Genomic DNA, 17,124 nt, shown 5'->3' with positions numbered 1-17,124 from the left:
TTACTCCTTCCCTTTTGCGGGCTGCGCGTCGGCTACCGACGAGCTTTTCCTACGTACACAAACCATGACATAGCCGATGATGCCAATCAAGGTCACCAATGCGGTCACGACGATAGCTGCGATATACACCGCACGCCACCATGTAATGATTTCCTTGGTATGGGTGGTGGAGTTGACACCGTTCATGGCGTTGGAATTTGCAATCGCCCACAAGGCATAGTGCAAATCAGTCTGGATGGCCTTGACCATCTTCGGATCACTGCCCAGCGTATCGGCGTTCCAATAAGGCACACCCATGTTGCCAAACCCACAGAAGGCCATCGTCCCAGCAAGAATCGATTCCTTAGGCGCGGCCAGAGGCGCAACCGACGTGAAATCGGTGACGGCATATCCAGTGAAGCCCCATTCCTGGCGAAGGATGCTGTTGGAGACCGCATAATTCGCGCTCACCGGGACAGCGCCTCCACGATTGTAGGAAGTCATAATGCCCAATGCGCCTTGCTTGTAAGGAGCAACGGAGGATCCAACGATACCTTCCGGCAAGATGGTCTTTGCGCCGGCCTGCTTCAGTTGCTTCTCATTGCCCTTGAATGAGGCAGGCTCACCTTTAGCTTCAATGGCCTGCTCGAAATTACGCAGTTCCATTTCACGCGCACGCTGCTCACTCATAAACGGCGCGACACCGGAACGATTGATTTCCTGATCATTGAACGCGAAATGCTTTACATTGGCCATCGTGCCCTTGGACTGCTCGCCTTGAGTGACGGAACTTCCCATGAAACCAGAGAGAATCGGATCTTCGGAATAGTACTCGACTGCACGCGTATTGTAGGCATGACGATGCAGATTCATAGCCGGTCCAATGACGATAGGCAGATTGAAAATTAATCCGGTCTCGCCCAGGATGACTTGCCCGTTGCGGTATCCGAGTTCCTTGTTCCAGCTATAGGCCAGATTGGTGGGGGCAGGAGCCACGGTAGTTCCCTTGTTCGCATACTTGGGGTCTTTGGCATCTGGGAACGCCTTGCCTTGATATTTGCCTTCACTCAACGTGTGGGAATCCGAACCACCGGGGCCGTCATCAGTGGTCTGGTTCTGCAGGCCGACGGAGGGGATAGCACCAATGGCATGGAATGCCTTCTCGGCAAACTTCATGAATTCAGGTATGCTCACCTGACTGACCAATGCGCCCCAACGCTTGTCGTTGAACGAAGCGCCTTTGAGGTCACTGAGCTTGAGATGGCTTGACTTGTCACCCACCTTGTAAGCCGAAGTGTCTCCTTTGGTAAGCGGAACGAAGTCGTTGTTCAAAAGCTTGGTGAGCTTGGCGTCAGCAGACAGGCCAGAATAGGTCTTCGGGAAGGTTCCGCTCCAATCCGAACGAGTCAGATACTTTACGGTTCCCGGCTCAAACGCATTGAAATCAGTCGCGTAATCTCCCTTGGAAAGCTGATTGGTGATCTTCTTGCCATTGTCAGAAGTGGAGAAGGTACGTGCATCCACATTACCGTCCCACTTCCACGTATAGGTCTTGGACTTGTCCCCTGCAGCGGTCATGCCGTCAGAGGTGCTGTGGCCCTGGGCTGCAAGCACGTTGTTGAGAGCGTCATGTGCATCATCGCCAATCGCGAAATAATAACTGCCCGGATCAACAATGTAGGTCTTGGCGTGCTGGGAATCGTAGCTGGCAAGATTAGCCATATCAACGTTCATGCTGATGCTCTGGGATTCACCGGGCTTCAACGTCTTGGTCTTCTCAAAGTCCATCAACTGGATCGCGGATTTCTCAACACCATACTGCTTGTCATACTTGGTATATGGCACGGAAGCATAAAGCTGCACGACCGCCTTACCCGGAACGTTACCTGTATTGGTGGAAGTGACGGAGACCGTGGCGGCTTTCTTGTCACCGCGAATCTTGACGCCGTCGAGCTTCTGAGAGAACTTGGTGTAACTCAGGCCATAACCGAACGGATAGGAGACCTCATTGCCGTATTCCCAAGTGCCATCTGCTGTGGCAGGAGTACCGTCGGCATTGGCGTAGGTACCAGCCTTGGCCGTCTTGGCGCTCTGCGCAGCATCTCCGCCAGCTACGGTATCCGCATAACGAGTCTCGTAATAGCGATAACCGGTATAAATGCCTTCCGCTTCAATCAGATAGGAGTTGACATTGGCCGTCTTGGCGAACTTCGAAGCATTCTTCCAAGGAATATTGCCATAGTTGGCCATGGCAGGAGCCAAAGCAGAGTTCACAGCCATCACGTCGCCGAGATGGGCCGAAGGAGAGACAGTACCATTAAGCACGTCAGCGACACCGTAGAATCCATAGCATCCCGGATAGCCGATCCACATGATGGCATTGACCTTGGGGTCGCTTTTCAGATTCGCGATCTCCATCGGATGCACGGAATTGACCAGCACGATGACCTTCTTGAAATGAGCCTCGGCCTCATGGACCATGGCCATTTCATTGGTATCGAGGCTCAGAATATTGCCCGTGACGGTGTCCACGCCCTCAGCGCGACCAGCCTTGCCCGGAAGATAGCCATTGCCATTTTCTCCACCAGGACGGCCGACCACCACGATTGCGGCGTCATTGTACTGGTCGTACTGCGAAGCATATTGCGGATTAAGCTTGGCCAACTGGTCAAGACTCAATTCCGAAGGGTCGTTGTACTTGGTGATTTCTTCATACTCAGGCTTTGGACCGCCGCCGCCGAATTTGGGCTTGGCCCACTTCTTGCCACTGAAGAACTGTTGGTAGGCCTTCGTCATGGAAGGATTCAAATCGAAGCCACGTTCTTTAAAAGCATCAGTGATGCTTACCACGGACGCGCCATTGGACTGCGAGCCCATGGAGCTGCCATACACCGGTGCATAGCTGCGCACCCCGAACATGGTGATTTTGGCGTTCTTCGAGATGGGCAATGCACTCTTCTCATTCTTCAGCAACGCCATAGTCTCCTGAGATTCGTTGATAGCGAAGGACTTAAAGCCTTCGTAAGCACTCTTCGCCGTCTTGAATTCGGATTTATAGTTCCAGCTATCCGCCTTATCTGCGGAATGGTCGGTGATTTGCGCCTCGCTTCTCGTGCCAGTAAACGCATCCACCGAAGTACGGTAGGTTTCCAGAACCGTTCCGGCAATCATGGCAACCGATAACAGGAACGCACCGACGGTAAAAAGACCACGCCATTTTCGCAACGGTGCCGCGGAGCCTGCGAGAGCCTTATTGCCCTCATTTTGCGGAGCTCCGGACTGTGGAGCCCCTCCCGTTTTATTGTTCATCTTCCACTACTCCCTTGTGTAGAGCATAAAGAGCCTACAGTGGACTCTCCCTTTTAAGAGTAAAAAAGAGCGGCAAAACGAAACCCAACAAGCGTAAAACAACTTTTTGAAAGCGTAAACGACATTATTCTGCGCTATTCTCGATAGAAGAAGACGCACGTATAATATCAATAAATCGGCATGTACGCTATCATCGCTGGGATACGCTCAATTCGCGCCACGCAGCGCAATTGATTTGCACAGCCGCGAAAGGAAATTGCAAACATGTTGGTGACCGTCGCAGTGATCGAAGATGACCCTTCGGCGGCGAACCATCTAAAGAATTGTCTCAATCAATTCAGCGAAAATCCGGGAAACGAGGATATCGAATTCAAAGTCACTGAATTCACTGAGCCGACTGCCTTTCTCGACCCTTACAAAGCCTGTTATGACATTGTATTCATGGACATCGAGCTACCCAATATGGACGGGATGGAGGCCGCACGGCGCCTTCGGACCATAGATAAACACACCATCCTGATCTTCGTAACCAATATGTCGCAATTTGCCGCCAAAGGCTATGAGGTCGACGCTCTGGATTACATCATCAAACCCTTTTCCTACACCGATTTCGAACATAAACTTTCACGAGCCGTGAATCTGTGCCGCAAAAGCAGCCAAACCATCGCCATCACGCAAAGGAGCGATACGAGAATCATCCGGCTACAGGATCTGTCGTATATCGAGGTCAAAGGGCATACGTTGGTGTTCCATACCGAATCAGCTGACCTCACCGGCACCGGAAGCCTTACGGATATCGCCAAAAAGCTTGACGGACAAGGGTTCCTGCGCAACGGCAAATCCTATCTGGTCAATCAACGCTTCATCGAGCAAGTGCACGGATCCACCATCACTATGACCGGTGGGACACAACTACCCATAGGGCGTTCGTACCATAAGACATTCCTCACCCAACTTGCGCAAAGTCTCGGCAACGACCATGTTCTATGAAGCCGATCCCGTCACCTTAGGCGCAGCTCTGCCGCCACAGCCAATTATCGGACACATCCTGTGGTTTTTCAATGCCTGTGGGTTCCTCATCGAAATGTGCATCGCCATTGGAATGTTCACTTGGAAACTCGAGCGGAGGCCGCACTTTGCCAGACGTCTGATACTCTGCCTGCTACTGATGCTCTCTATCGGCTGCTGCTGGTCACTTTTCGTACCCACCAACGCCTGGACCCTCATCCTTCGATGCACAGTCTTCTATCTGATGTGCTATCTGAGCCTGTTTTGCTGTCTGAAACTGAACACACGGCAATCACTATTTTATCTGGTAGCAGGCATTGCTACACAACATCTCTGCTATTGCGCTGGCATCATTGTCACCTTGCTGATCAATCCGGGACATTTGACCATAGGAACATTATCGAATTCGCTGGTCTACCCGTTGACTCTCATTCCCTGTTTCATATTGTCTTATCTGGTATTTGCCAGACCGTTGGAAGGTAAAGCCCCAGATATTGCCTTCAATGCTCGAATCCTTCTACTACTTGTCGGAGTACTGTTGTGCGTCAACGTTTTCGCCTGTCTCTTCGACGATTTCGTAGCGAAAGTACCATTCCCCCACTTGCCTACATGATGTGCGTACTCACCCGGCTCGTGACCTGCTGTTTCCTTCTGGTACTTTTGCGAGAAATCTTAGACCGCAACGAGGCAGAACATGACAGCATCGTGCTCCAGCAACTGTTGAACCAGCAAAAATCACAAATGATAAGGGACAAGGAAACCGTTGACCTCATCAATATCAAAACGCACGATCTAAAAAAACAGTTATCCACATTCGGCAACCATCTAGAGGCCGACGAAATCAACGACCTGAAAAACCTAGCCGACGTCTACGATTCCTCTGTACGCACTGGCAACGAGACGTTAGACGTGCTATTGGCACAAAAATCTCTGATCTGTGAGCAACGCGGCATCCAGTTTGAACGACTCATTGACGGGAAAGCCATCGATTTTATGAAGCCCAGCGACATCTACGCCCTTTTCGGCAATGCCATGGACAATGCCATGGAGGCATTGAACAAAATCGACACCTCGTCCCCTCGTTTCATCCGCATGCAGGTAAAGACCGAAAAAGGGATGGCAGTGATTCACGTAAGCAATCCCTACAACGGCGAAATAACCCTCAACAACGGCCTGCCGATGACTACAAAAGACGATCAGCGCTACCACGGTTTCGGCCTTCGCTCCATGCAAATGGTAGCGGAACACTACCACGGGGCACTGAGCGTCGAGACACAAAATAATCTGTTCGTTCTCAATATTATTCTCTCGAAAGAATAAACGCTAGGTTTCAAATACCAGACCTGCAATTCGTGAATCCAAAACCGCGCTTCACGACGTTCGCGTTGTACAGAACCCTGAAATTAGAGCAGACTGATTATCAATACCCATACGTGTTCGGTTCATGGATGCCGCACACGTCTGCAGAACATAAAAGAAGGCTTGATGATCAACGATATCGCAAACCCGCGGGAGCAAAACCGATTTGAACGGTTCTTCGAACACGAATCCATCCGAACACGCATCACCAGCAGCACCGTAAAGCCCCCGGAAATGTTGTTGGGTTATCTTGTCGGGCCATTTTGCGCCATTATCTCCAACGCAATCTTCGCCTCATACCTCAATAGATATTATTCGGACGTTCTGGGTTGGACTAACACCGCAAAATTTGGAGGTTTTTCAGCAGCGCTGCCGATCGTGTCAGTGATTGCAGTTGTCATCGGCAATCTTGTGATCGGCCATTTCATCGACAACACACGAACCCGGCAGGGCAAAGCCAGGCCTTTCATGCTCCTGTCCACACCATTCCTGGTAGTGGCTATTGTTTTACTATTCCTTGACCCACGTAATACATCACCTCTGGTTCAAATGACATGGATCGCAATCTCCTATAACCTTTATTACGCGATTGCCTACCCTTTGTATTACACCTCGCATAGCTCCATGGTTGGGCTTTCCACACGCAACACTAGCCAGAGAGGGCTTTTAGCTACACTTTCCAATGCATCAAATGTCGCCGCCACCGGAATCGGGGCAAGTATTGTGGTGCCAATTGTGCTGCAAAGCTTCCTTTTCGTCCAAACCAACGGCAAAATCGACGTGGCCAAAAGCTACACTCACTGGCGCATCTTTGCCATCGGCCTGTGCGTACTGACCGCTTTGGGCATTCTCTGCGAGTATTATTTCACCCGCGAGCGCATCACTGAAGAGAATATGAATCTCAATATCAAGGAGGAAAAGCTCCCAGTCTCCACCCAAGCAAAGACCTGCATGTCCAACAGCTACTGGTGGATCATCATCATCTATTTCTTCTTGTTCCAGCTCTCTGGCATGATCAAAAACGGTTCGATGAGCTATTACAGCCGCTGGATGTTCTCCGGTATCAACACCGAAGCCAAAGCAGGTGCGGCTATGTCCGCACTTGGGCTAATCGGCGGCATCCCTACAGCCATCGGCATGCTGCTCGCCTGGCCCATCGCCAATAAAATCGGCAAACGCAATGCGGTCGGTATCGGCATGGTCATCGCCGTGATTGGCGGATGTGTAAGCTTCATCAACATCCACAGTTTTGTAGTGGTATGCATCGGCGTCGTACTCAAAGGCATAGGCTCCATACCAGCAATGTATGTTACTCTCGCCCTGCTTTCCGATGTGCTCGACCACCTCGAGGCAAAAAACGGATTCCGCTCCGACGGCTTCACCATGTCGGTTTACGGGGCGATCATGGTCGGCATGGCCGGACTCGGCAACGGCATAATCAATATGCTGCTGACTTCGGCCGGCTACAACCCTGCACTGACTGCCCAAAACACCGGAGTGCAGACCGTTCTGGTCGTTTGCTATCTGGGTGCCGAATTGGTGTGCTATACGCTGATTGCAGTTCTGATGGTGCCTCTTAATGTGGAGAAGCACATCGAGGAGGATCAGGCGGCTATTGTCGAGCATCAGAAACAGTCGGTTGAAGAGCAGGGTGGCACATGGGCCGCGCCAACGACATCGCAGCAATGATATAGAAACTTACGTTCACGACGCAGAATTCGCGTACTATTCGTATACCAGCAGAAAGCAGAAATCATGCAAGCCACACCATTCAACGATTCTTGGGCCTACAGGCATCTGAACAGCGAGGAAGCGTTCACACCGGTGACCTTGCCGCATGATGCCATGCTCTACGAGCCTCGTCTGGAGAACGCGCCGGGAGGCAGTAACACAGGGTGGTTCGACGGATGCGATTACGAATATATCCGACGCTTCAGGCCCGACGAAGACTTGCGCGGAGAAGCCATCATTCTGGAATTCGAAGGCGTTTACCGACTTGCTGAGGTCTTTGTCAACGGGCAAAAAGCCGGCTCATGCGACTACGGGTACACCGGGTTTACGGTCGACATCACCGATCTGGTCGCCATTGGCGAGGACAACGAAATCCGGGTGGTGGCGCATAACGCCGACCAGCCCAATTCCCGCTGGTATTCAGGGGCGGGCATTTATCGTCCGGTCACCCTTTGGACTGGGCCGCGCGAGCATATCGACGTTGACGGAATCGGCGTGCGCACACTATCTACAGATCCGACGGGCATCGAGGTCTCGTTGCAGACCACCGGGGCAGGCAAAGCGCATATTGAGATCTTCGAAAAGCAACAGAATGCCGATACGGCCACTTCAACACCGACATCCAAACGTATTACATCCAAGGTCGCTGGGCAGCTCCAGCAATCGTATCTGCAGACTGCGAAACCAACGAAGAAGGCAACGCAACCGTCACGTTGAATATCCCCGATGCTCAATTGTGGAGTCCGGAACATCCCAATCTTTATACTTGCCAAGTCAGTTATCAGGCCAATAGCCACGAACCTGCCATCGATATCACAGCCGACGGTGACGATACCGCTACCGTAGATACAAGCGACAACACTTCTGCCGACGTTACAAAGGCCCCCATCTTTGACGTTGCCAGCACAACATTCGGCGTGCGTACACTGGTCTGGGGCGATGACGGGTTCCTCATCAACGGCGAGCGCACCATTATGCAGGGCGCGTGCGTCCACCACACCAACGGCATACTGGGAGCCGCGGCATTCCCCGACGCCGAACGGCGGAAAGTCCAAGAGCTGAAGGCGCAAGGCTACAACGCTATACGTTCGGCCCATAACCCCTGCTCCAAGGCACTGCTCGAGGCGTGCGACGAACTGGGGATGCTCGTTCTGGACGAATACATTGACCATTGGTACATTCACAAAACCCTGTACGACTATGTCGATCACTTCCCAACCAACTGGCGCAACGATCTGAAGGGCATGGTGCTCAAAGACCGCAACCACCCCAGTGTCGTCATGTATTCGATCGGCAACGAGGTCAGCGAAACCGCCGAAAAGAAAGGCATTGAGCTGACCCGTTCCATGGTCGGACTGCTGCACACGCTCGACCCGAGCCGACCGGTGACCTGCGGAATCAACATCTTCTTCAATTTTCTCAGTTCTATCGGTTTCGGGGTTTATTCCGACGACAAGGCGCGCAAAGAGGCCAAATTGGCATCCAGCGAACGCACTCTCGAACGTTCGCGAAAGGGCCAGAACAATAGCGCCATCGTACCGGGAGCGTGCATGTCTTCCCGCCCTGAAGACGAAACGGCAAAGCCCAAACACAGAGCCGTGGGCAGCGAATTCTTCAACAATCTGGCAGGAATCATGGGCTCCGGCTTCATGAAAACCGGTGCCACATTGCACGCTTGCGACGTCAAGACCCGCGATGCCTTCGCACAGCTCGATATCGCCGGCTACAACTACGGCATCAAGCGCTACCAAAAGGACCTGCGCCGTTATCCACACCGCCTCATCCTCGGTTCCGAAACATTCTGCAGCGACGCCTACCAGTTCCGAGAACTGGCCAAACAGAATCCTCGCCTCATCGGAGATTTCGTATGGGCCGGCATGGATTACATGGGCGAAACCGGCGTTGGAGCCTGGGAATACGAGGATTACGCACCAGAGGAAAACGGTTTTGGTTGGCTCACCGCAGGATCCGGCCGTCTCGACCTGACCGGACGAGTGACTGGTGAGGCCTTGTACACCCGCGTCGCGCTCGAAAAGAGCCAAGGCCCTTATCTCGCCGTGCGTCCAGTGAATCATACGGGTGACAAACACTCCCCTAGTGCATGGAAAATGACCGACGCCATGCCTTCTTGGAGCTGGGAGAGCTGCGAAGGGCATAAGGCGAACGTGGAGGTCTATGCACGGGCGGTGAGCGCCGCTTTGCTATTGAACGGCCGGGAAATCGGGCGAAAACCGTTGCACGGCAACTGCTTGGCGCGTTTCAGCTGCAATTACGAACCCGGCATCCTTGAGGCCATTAGCTTCGATGAAGATGGCAAGGAAATCGGGCGATGCGCATTGACCAGCGCCCAAGGGCCGACACAGTTGACAGCTTCTCTGGAGCCTCAAGACGGGTTCGAGGAGTCGCAATCCGATTCGGCCGATGCTACTGCGCAGCAACATCGACAGGAGACAGAGGACCGCAGGGCCCACAACCGTAACACCTGCCGCTCCGGGCACTTAGCATACGTGCGCGTGCGCTATACCGACGCCAACGGCATTACCAAACCATTGGAACGCGGAACTTTACGCGCGACGGTCAGCGCCGGACGACTGGTCGCGTTCGGCAGCGCAGCACCATATAATCCGGGCAGTTTCGTCATCGGTCGCACCGACACCTACTACGGCGAAGCCCTCGCCATCATCGAAATGCCCGGCTCCGAGGACACTCCACAAACTAACGCCGGAACATCGCCGGTAATCCTAAGCATCACGGACGGCAATCTGAGCACCAGCCTCGCCATCACGGTGGCGTAACAGCCCATTCGTATCAATATCAAGATATTCAACCATCTGAACCGTTTCAGCCCCCACGCCCAAACAGGCTGCCGGCAACCATACAGCTGACTTCATCATTCAAATAAAAAGCGGCGGCCCGGCAGATACACAAAGTATCGCCGGGCCGCCGCTTTGATATTCAGTTATATGGTGTTGGTGTTCAGTTATATTCGCCCATCACTGGTCATTGCTGGTCGGCATCGGTATCATCGCCCGCATCGGCATCCGCTCCCGACACGACCTTGACCGTGGCCTCCTTGCGGCGACGCATGTAGCGCATGATGGTGATGACCTCAAGTCCGGCGACCGCAATCGCGGCGACAACCCAGACCACATACTGGCCGTACGCCAGATCGGAGTAGGCTCCTTGGGCTCGCCATTCTGGTAGACCCAGCTGTTGGCGACGGTGTAGAGCATGTTCTTCGAAGCCTGACGCATTGCGATCACCGAGGTGGCCGAATGGTCGGTGACGTTGTTGGTCACCTTGGTGGTGGCGAGCATCGTATCGCCGCCCGCGCGGATGATCTGGTCAGCGTTCTGGTAGCCGAAACCGCCGAAGTAATCGGTGATGACGAAGCCGTGGAAGCCCCATTCATCGCGCAGGACGCTCTTCAGCAACGCGGAGCTTGCACCCGAATACACCGGGCCGACATAGTTGAGCGCGCTCATCGCGGCAGTGGTGCCGCCAGTCTTGACACTGATCTCGAACGGCTTGAGGTAGACCTCGCGCAGCGCCTGCTCGTTGACCCATGTGCAGAGCATGCTGGTGCGGTTAGTTTCCTGATCGTTCAGCGCGAACTGCTTCATGAACGCGTAGACACCCTTGGACTTGGCGCCCTGAATCTGGCTTGCGGCCATGACTCCGGCGAGTTCGCCATCCTCCGAGAAGTACTCGAAGTTGCGGCCCGAGAAGGCGCTGCGATGCATATCCATGCCCGGGGCGTACCAGCCGTCCACGTGCATGTCATGCGCCATGTCGCCGATCATCTCGCCGAACTGGCGGTTGAGGTCCCTGCTCCAAGTGCACGCGAACGACGTGGTGGAGGGGAAGCCGATGGAACCGACCTTGGTGAAGATGTTGTTGAGCGCTGCGGGGCCGTCGGCGTCGGAGACCTGGACCTTGCCGATGGACTTCACGGCAGGAGTGCCGTAACCGCCGTTGGCGATCAGGTTATCCATGTCCTTGAAGGTCATCTCATCGAGCAGCTTGTTCCACTCCGGATCGTCATAGGACTTGCCACGCAGATCGGCCAAGCGCACGTTGTTCTTCGCACCCGTGGTCGGCATCTTGTCATTGGCATTGTCGTGATCAGTCGGCTTGTAGTTGCCGTTGTTGACCTGACGAACTCGGACTTCACCTTGTTGCTCATCTCCAGGCTTGCCGGGGCTGCGGTGGCCTGCGAATAGTTCGCAAAGTGGTTGGCGCGGGACAGGTAGGTCACATCGCCGGCGGTGTCGTCGAAGCGGTTGGTGGCCGGGGTCTTGTCGCCGCTGTGCGTGTTGTTCTTGGAGTTGTAGGCGACGGTCGAGGCGATATTCACCGGCGCATGGTCGAGAACCGTGTGAGAGTCAGCGTTGATGGAGACATCATAATCGCCTTTCTCCAGCACGTAGGCCTTCGCACCTTTGGAATCGTAGGAAGCCATGTCGGACTTCTTGAAGGAAATCCTCACCTTCTGCGACTCGTGGGGCTTGATCAGCTTGGTCTTCTCGAGCGCCACGAGGTTGGCGGAAGCCTTTTCGATGCCACCGTTGGTGTACGGCGGGTTGTAATAGGTCTCAACAACGTCCTTGCCGGCCTTGTTGCCGGTGTTCTTGACCGTGACATCGAAGCTCACCTTGTCGCCGGAATCGGAAATCGGGCCCATCGACTGTTTGAACTTCGTGTAGCTCAGGCCATAACCGAACGGATATTGGACGACGTCGTTGTAGTTGATGAGACCTTCTTTGGCGGCGGTCTCATAGAACTTGTAGCCCAGATAGATGCCTTCGGAATAGTTCACGAACGTCGGTTTGACGGTCGAGGTGCCACCCATCGGGCTCGGCACGGTTTGTGCGAATTCGTCAACATTGCTGTATTTGAAATCGCCGAAGTTGTTGTAGTTATTGGCCTTCTTGAGATCCTTGAGGAACGTGTCGGATGTGCGGCCGGAGGGGTTGACCTCGCCGCTCAGCACCTGGCCGAGGGCCGTGAAACCAGTCTGGCCGGCGGGCGGGCACCACAGCACGGACTTGATCTGCGGGTACTTGCTCAGGAAATCGAACTGCAAGGTATTCGCGCCGTTGTAGACCAAAGTGACATTCTGGAAGTTCTTGGTCACCATGTCGAGCATGTCCTGCTCGGTCTTGCTCAGCTGCAGGTAGGACTGTCCGCTCTGGAAATCCTGATAGCTCTTGGAATTGTCCTGGTAGATCGTGCCGGGCTTCTTCATATCCGTCGGCAGGTCGACGCCCTCGCCGCTCATGCGGGAGATGACCACGACGGCCTGATCGGAGAACTTCTTGGCACCGCTAATCACGTCGCTGGAATATTGGTTGGCCGGCACTTCGGGAAGCGTCCAATCCGCCTTGAAGATGTTGAACTCGGGACGGGTCTTGCGATAGTTGGTATACAGCTTCGAAAGCTGCGTGTTGGTCTGGATGCCGGCGTTCTTCATGCCCTGCAGCATCGAAACCTTCGGATACTGCGCGGAGATGGAACCCGAGCCGGAACCGCCGTAAATCGGATTGGTCGAAGCCCAGCCGAACACGTTGACCTTCTTGCTCTTCAACGGCAGATTGTCGCTGTCGTTCTGCAGCATCGTGACCGCTTCAGTCTGTACCTTCGCCGCCAACTTGTTGGCATGGTCCACGGTGCCTTGCGACAGTTCGTGCTTCTGCGCCGTTGCGTTGTTGAGCAGCGTCTGCACCGGGCCGGTCAGCATCATCGAAACCGCCACGACCATGGCCACCAGGACCACCAGCCAGGTCTCGCTGCGCACCAGTTTGCGCACCGCCGTATTCTGCACCGACTTTTTATTGACTGCGACGCTGATGACAATCGCCAACACCAAGATCACGCCGACGACCACAAGATAGGGCACCAGCGATTTCAGGACATTGATGACATCAGCCATGTTGATTTGCAGCATGTCGAGTCTCTCCTTTGTTCATCCTTGTATGAAGCGCATCGCTTCGACAACTTTGCCAAATGGAGTTACATGACCATCAAGCCGTCTTTGCTGCCAACGACAGAAATGTAGCTTCCTACGCTTCAGACTCATCACCATTGTGCGTCTAGCCGGTACACGCTCAACCGCCGATACTTATTCTGTAGCTTACTATGCATAATTTGCATAGCTTGCTACATAAGTGCAATAACCGCCGATATCTCACGCCTATTGCCAACCATTGCTTTCAAAATGACTGCGAGGCCACACACTCCGCCTATCTAGGTAGTATTAAAGTCATGAGCGACTTGAACGCGTTGGATTTGGAACCTGGAGAGATCGTCGGCGGATACACGCTGATCTCACGGCTGGGCGGCGGCGCGATGGGCTCGGTCTGGCGCGTGCGCGACGACGGTGGGCAGATTTACGCCATGAAGATTTTACGGGATTCGCTCAAGGACGACAGCGAAACCGACGAGCAGAATTACCAAAACACGGAAATGTCATCAGACGGCAATCCCGGGGACTATGGCAATGCGGACGCTTACAACGGCAACGATGCAGACGCCGATAATACAACTCATCATCACAGCCGCGACCCGCACGTTACGGCCCGCGAGCGCATGCGACGCGAGGCGGTGGCCATGCGCAAGGTGCACCATCCCGGAGTCTGCGCCATCGTCGATATGGAACTGATGATTCCCTCGCCTTCATTGTCACAGAACTGATCGAAGGCAAGAATCTGCGGGATGACGTGGCGGCAAACGGTCGGTACGTCGGCAACGATTTGCAACGCCTCGCTTCCAAACTCATCGACGCCGTGCGGGCGGTGCACGCGCAAGGCATCATCCATCGCGACATCAAACCCACCAACGTCATGATTTCGGCGTCAGGCCCGGTTCTGGTGGACTTTGGCATTGCGATGACGGAGGGCGAAAGCCACGTCACGCGAACCGGTCTGGTGATGGGCACGCCAGGTTTCATCGCTCCAGAAATCATCGACGGAGCGGAGAGCAACGAGGCCACCGACTGGTGGTCGCTGGCCAGCGTTATCGCCTTCGCCGCTACTGGCCGGCCTGTTTTCGGCAGCAAGCCAATGATGGCCGTGCTCGAACGTGAGGCGAGCGGCAACGCGAATCTCGCCGGCCTCCCACCCAATACGGTCGAGGCGCTGCGTAGCGCGCTCAACCCCGACCCCGCGAAACGTTGCAGCCCCGATCAGCTGCTGCAAGCCATCACACTTGATGCCCTGAATCCGTTCGAAAGCGGCGAGCTGGACGATGAAGATAACGGCAACATCCAAGGGGTGGTGCCCCCTTTTGGCCAAACGCCTCAGCCTGACTCGGCTCCCCGGACCGAGCAGCCAGTAATCCTCGAACCGCATGGACAGACGATGTTGTTCCTACGTCTGAGGCGCCAGTTGATACTGACCAATCCGAAAACGACGACCTCGCCACAGAGCCAATGACCCCACAAAGCCGCCAGTTGCGCGGTTCCACGAGGGCGATGCCATTAGTGTCAAACTCCGCAACTGCCGCGATAGCGCAAAGCCCAGAGCCGACGTCAGCGCTTCCCGCCGCGAATCTACGAGCCGCCGAGCAGGGCGAAGACGGTACCATGCCGCTTACGGTCGCGCCGGAAGCGCAGACGCAGCAGGCTTCCTTAGGCCAACAGATGCAACCGGCACCTTACGCGCCTTATCCATATGACCAAAACGCGCAACCGAACGTGCCCCTTCAACCGCCAGCACCGCCGATGAACCCAGCGAGCGTCAGACGTGACAAACTGATTTCACGTTCGACGCTGTTGCTATGGCTGGCAGCAATTCCGCTAGCGCTGCTTTCGGCCGCAGCCCCGATGGTCTCCATCTGTTGCGCCGCTGCCCTTCTGTGGCTTTTGCTTGCGGTTGGATACAGCGAAGAGGCTCAGCTGGAGCGCGAGGCCAAGCACGGTGGCGTCCGCAAGCGAGGCGACATATTTTTGCGCTTGGCCAGCCTGCCATGGCATATCCTCAAAGCCTTAGTTTTCACCATTCCCAGAACGTTGATCATGGCACTTATCGCCAGTGTGGGGCCAGTCGTGGTCAGCCTCGTCTCTGGCCTGCCCACACGAATGGTCGAGTTGACCATCGGCTCGTGGCACATCCCGCTTCCCCTATCGGCCGATCTTTCTCTCTCATATTCGAGCCTCCTGCTCGCGATATTCATGGCCGCAGCTTGGATCATCGCCGTCTTTGGCCCGAAAACGACATTGCTGGACATCGGCGCTGGCAAAGCTGCGCGGCTCAAAACCCAAATCCGGCACCGGTTCGGACGCCGCTACCAACAGGGCGACCGCCGCAACCGTCCCGTCACCAAACGGCGAATACGGCGGCTCCCAAATCAGCGAACCGAACGACGAAGAAGACACCGACACCAAAGAAACCGTCAAATCCAAGCGTCATTCGACTTGGCACTGGATCCTACTAATTACATGGCTTATCGTCACGGTGGCTGCTCTCACCTTGATACTTACGAATCATCAAATCGATTGGATTCCTCTGCCCAACCCACAACTCTGACTTTTCGCAATATCGCCACCCTCAGCTCTCGGAGATTCATCTACCCATACGAGCAAAATAAGAGAGCACTCATTTTTTTTTTTGAGTAACTTGTTGCTTTGGCCGCTCAAACCGCGTAAGTATTGAGGTTTGACGACACTCGGCTACGAGGTAACCACAAAGAAGGACATATGGCACAACAGAGCACTAACAAGTCGCAGAAACGTAAGGCCCGGGCTAGGCGCCAGGCCGAGCAAGAGGCGCTGGAACGCGCGCAGGCGGAAGCCGCCGCCAAGGAACGCAAGCAGCAGACCATTATCGGAGGCATTGTCGTCGCCGTCATCGTGGTGCTCGTTGCCGTCATCGCCATCGTCTCGCTCCGCTCCATCCATAAGAAGTCGGAAGCGAAGAAGGTAACGCCTGATGCTTCATACAGCGCCTTGCAGAAGGTAAAGGTCAAGCCCACCGTCGCCGATAAGAAGGGCGGCATCCTCATTTCAAGGATGGCTACGGCAAGAAGGTCGACAAGGCGCCTACGGTCGAGATCTACATGGATCCGCTGTGCCCCGGTTGCGGTTCACTGCACCGCCAGATCGACGGAGACCTTGACAAAATGGTCAACGCCGGCCAGATCAACCTGGTCTACCACCCCATGAACTTCCTCGATCAGGATTCCACCGACCAGTACTCCACCCGTGCCTCTGGCGCCATTCTCTATGTCGCCAGCAACGACCCGAACACCGAACACCTGATGAATTTCGTCAGCAACCTTTACAGCGAGGACTACCAGCCCTCCGAAGGCCCGGATTACAAGGCGACCGGCAACGACAAGATCAAGGCACAGGCGCTTAAGGCCGGTGTCCCCGAAGCGGTCATCGACAAGGCGTTCGACGGTCAGTACAACAAGTGGCTTACGGCCGTTTACAATTACACGGTCAGCCGCCCCGAGCTGCAGAACCAGTCCGGACAGAACAAGGGCAGTATGAGCACGCCTGCTGTCACCATCAACGGCACGCTCATCGACCAGACCGAAATCTCCCAGCTGCGACTTCCTCAGCAGCAAGCCCTACTGAAATCGCTGGGCCTCAAGGAATCCCAAGTCGGCCAGAAGGGTGTGCTGCCGAAGATCGGCAGCGCGGGAGCGCCTGAGTCCTTGCAGTAGTCACGGAGCCACGAGCATTCGGTATATCCCTGATGCAATCCGGCGGGCAGATACAGCGAGTATCTGCCCGCC

General features: G+C 54.7%; 12 protein-coding genes and 2 pseudogenes. 10 read left to right on the top strand and 4 right to left on the bottom strand.

Annotation, left to right across the window (positions count from 1 at the left end):
- Complete coding sequence (locus OZX57_RS00375) at positions 1-3,288, bottom strand: glycoside hydrolase family 3 C-terminal domain-containing protein (protein ID WP_277162268.1); 3,288 nt, start codon at positions 3,286-3,288, stop codon at positions 1-3.
- Positions 3,289-3,552: 264 nt separating this feature from the next.
- Here OZX57_RS00375 and OZX57_RS00370 point away from each other — a divergent pair, with 264 nt between their 5' ends.
- From OZX57_RS00370 to OZX57_RS00345, 6 genes are all read left to right on the top strand, one after another.
- Complete coding sequence (locus OZX57_RS00370; protein WP_277162267.1) at positions 3,553-4,278, top strand: LytTR family DNA-binding domain-containing protein; 726 nt, start codon at positions 3,553-3,555, stop codon at positions 4,276-4,278.
- A complete protein-coding gene (locus tag OZX57_RS00365; RefSeq protein WP_277162266.1) occupies positions 4,268-4,909 on the top strand; it encodes a hypothetical protein in 642 nt (213 codons plus the stop codon). Before OZX57_RS00370 ends, OZX57_RS00365 begins: the two co-directional genes overlap by 11 nt.
- 47 nt (positions 4,910-4,956) lie before the next feature.
- Positions 4,957-5,616 (top strand): ATP-binding protein, encoded by a 660-nt coding sequence (locus tag OZX57_RS00360; protein ID WP_277162265.1) that lies wholly within the window; start codon positions 4,957-4,959, stop codon positions 5,614-5,616.
- Between the two features lie 165 nt (positions 5,617-5,781).
- Positions 5,782-7,344: an MFS transporter gene (locus OZX57_RS00355; RefSeq protein WP_277162264.1), complete on the top strand. Its 1,563-nt coding sequence runs from the start codon at positions 5,782-5,784 to the stop codon at positions 7,342-7,344.
- A gap of 66 nt (positions 7,345-7,410) precedes the next feature.
- On the top strand, positions 7,411-8,103 hold the full coding sequence (locus OZX57_RS00350) for a sugar-binding domain-containing protein (protein ID WP_277162263.1): 693 nt from the start codon (positions 7,411-7,413) through the stop codon (positions 8,101-8,103).
- Positions 8,100-10,181, top strand: coding sequence for a glycoside hydrolase family 2 TIM barrel-domain containing protein (locus OZX57_RS00345; RefSeq protein WP_277162262.1), 2,082 nt, complete (start codon positions 8,100-8,102; stop codon positions 10,179-10,181). Before OZX57_RS00350 ends, OZX57_RS00345 begins: the two co-directional genes overlap by 4 nt.
- A 205-nt stretch (positions 10,182-10,386) precedes the next feature.
- On the opposite strand, the pseudogene OZX57_RS00340 reads toward OZX57_RS00345, so the two are convergent.
- A pseudogene (locus OZX57_RS00340) lies at positions 10,387-13,333 on the bottom strand (glycoside hydrolase family 3 N-terminal domain-containing protein).
- Between the two features lie 317 nt (positions 13,334-13,650).
- Between OZX57_RS00340 and OZX57_RS08605 the strand changes: the two are divergent.
- Positions 13,651-14,079, top strand: a complete 429-nt coding sequence (locus OZX57_RS08605; RefSeq protein WP_348637173.1) for a hypothetical protein — start codon at positions 13,651-13,653, stop codon at positions 14,077-14,079.
- Positions 14,007-14,819: pseudogene (locus OZX57_RS08600) on the top strand (serine/threonine-protein kinase); the annotation flags it as partial. The gene OZX57_RS08605 and the pseudogene OZX57_RS08600, both read left to right, overlap by 73 nt.
- Positions 14,820-15,181: 362 nt before the next feature.
- On the opposite strand, the gene OZX57_RS00330 reads toward OZX57_RS08600, so the two are convergent.
- Positions 15,182-15,358, bottom strand: a complete 177-nt coding sequence (locus OZX57_RS00330; RefSeq protein ID WP_277162261.1) for a hypothetical protein — start codon at positions 15,356-15,358, stop codon at positions 15,182-15,184.
- A gap of 168 nt (positions 15,359-15,526) precedes the next feature.
- Complete coding sequence (locus tag OZX57_RS00325; protein WP_277162260.1) at positions 15,527-15,787, bottom strand: hypothetical protein; 261 nt, start codon at positions 15,785-15,787, stop codon at positions 15,527-15,529.
- A 294-nt stretch (positions 15,788-16,081) separates the two neighbouring features.
- On the opposite strand from OZX57_RS00325, the gene OZX57_RS00320 reads away from it, so the two are divergent.
- Together OZX57_RS00320 and OZX57_RS00315 are read left to right on the top strand one after the other, a co-directional pair.
- Positions 16,082-16,546 (top strand): hypothetical protein, encoded by a 465-nt coding sequence (locus tag OZX57_RS00320; protein ID WP_277162259.1) that lies wholly within the window; start codon positions 16,082-16,084, stop codon positions 16,544-16,546.
- Complete coding sequence (locus OZX57_RS00315; protein ID WP_277162258.1) at positions 16,441-17,052, top strand: thioredoxin domain-containing protein; 612 nt, start codon at positions 16,441-16,443, stop codon at positions 17,050-17,052. Before OZX57_RS00320 ends, OZX57_RS00315 begins: the two co-directional genes overlap by 106 nt.
- Positions 17,053-17,124 lie beyond the last annotated feature (72 nt).

It is taken from the genome of Bifidobacterium sp. ESL0682, assembly GCF_029392815.1.
In the GTDB taxonomy this organism is placed as follows: Bacteria; Actinomycetota; Actinomycetes; order Actinomycetales; family Bifidobacteriaceae; genus Bifidobacterium.
This window is presented reverse-complemented; position numbering and strand designations above follow the sequence as displayed.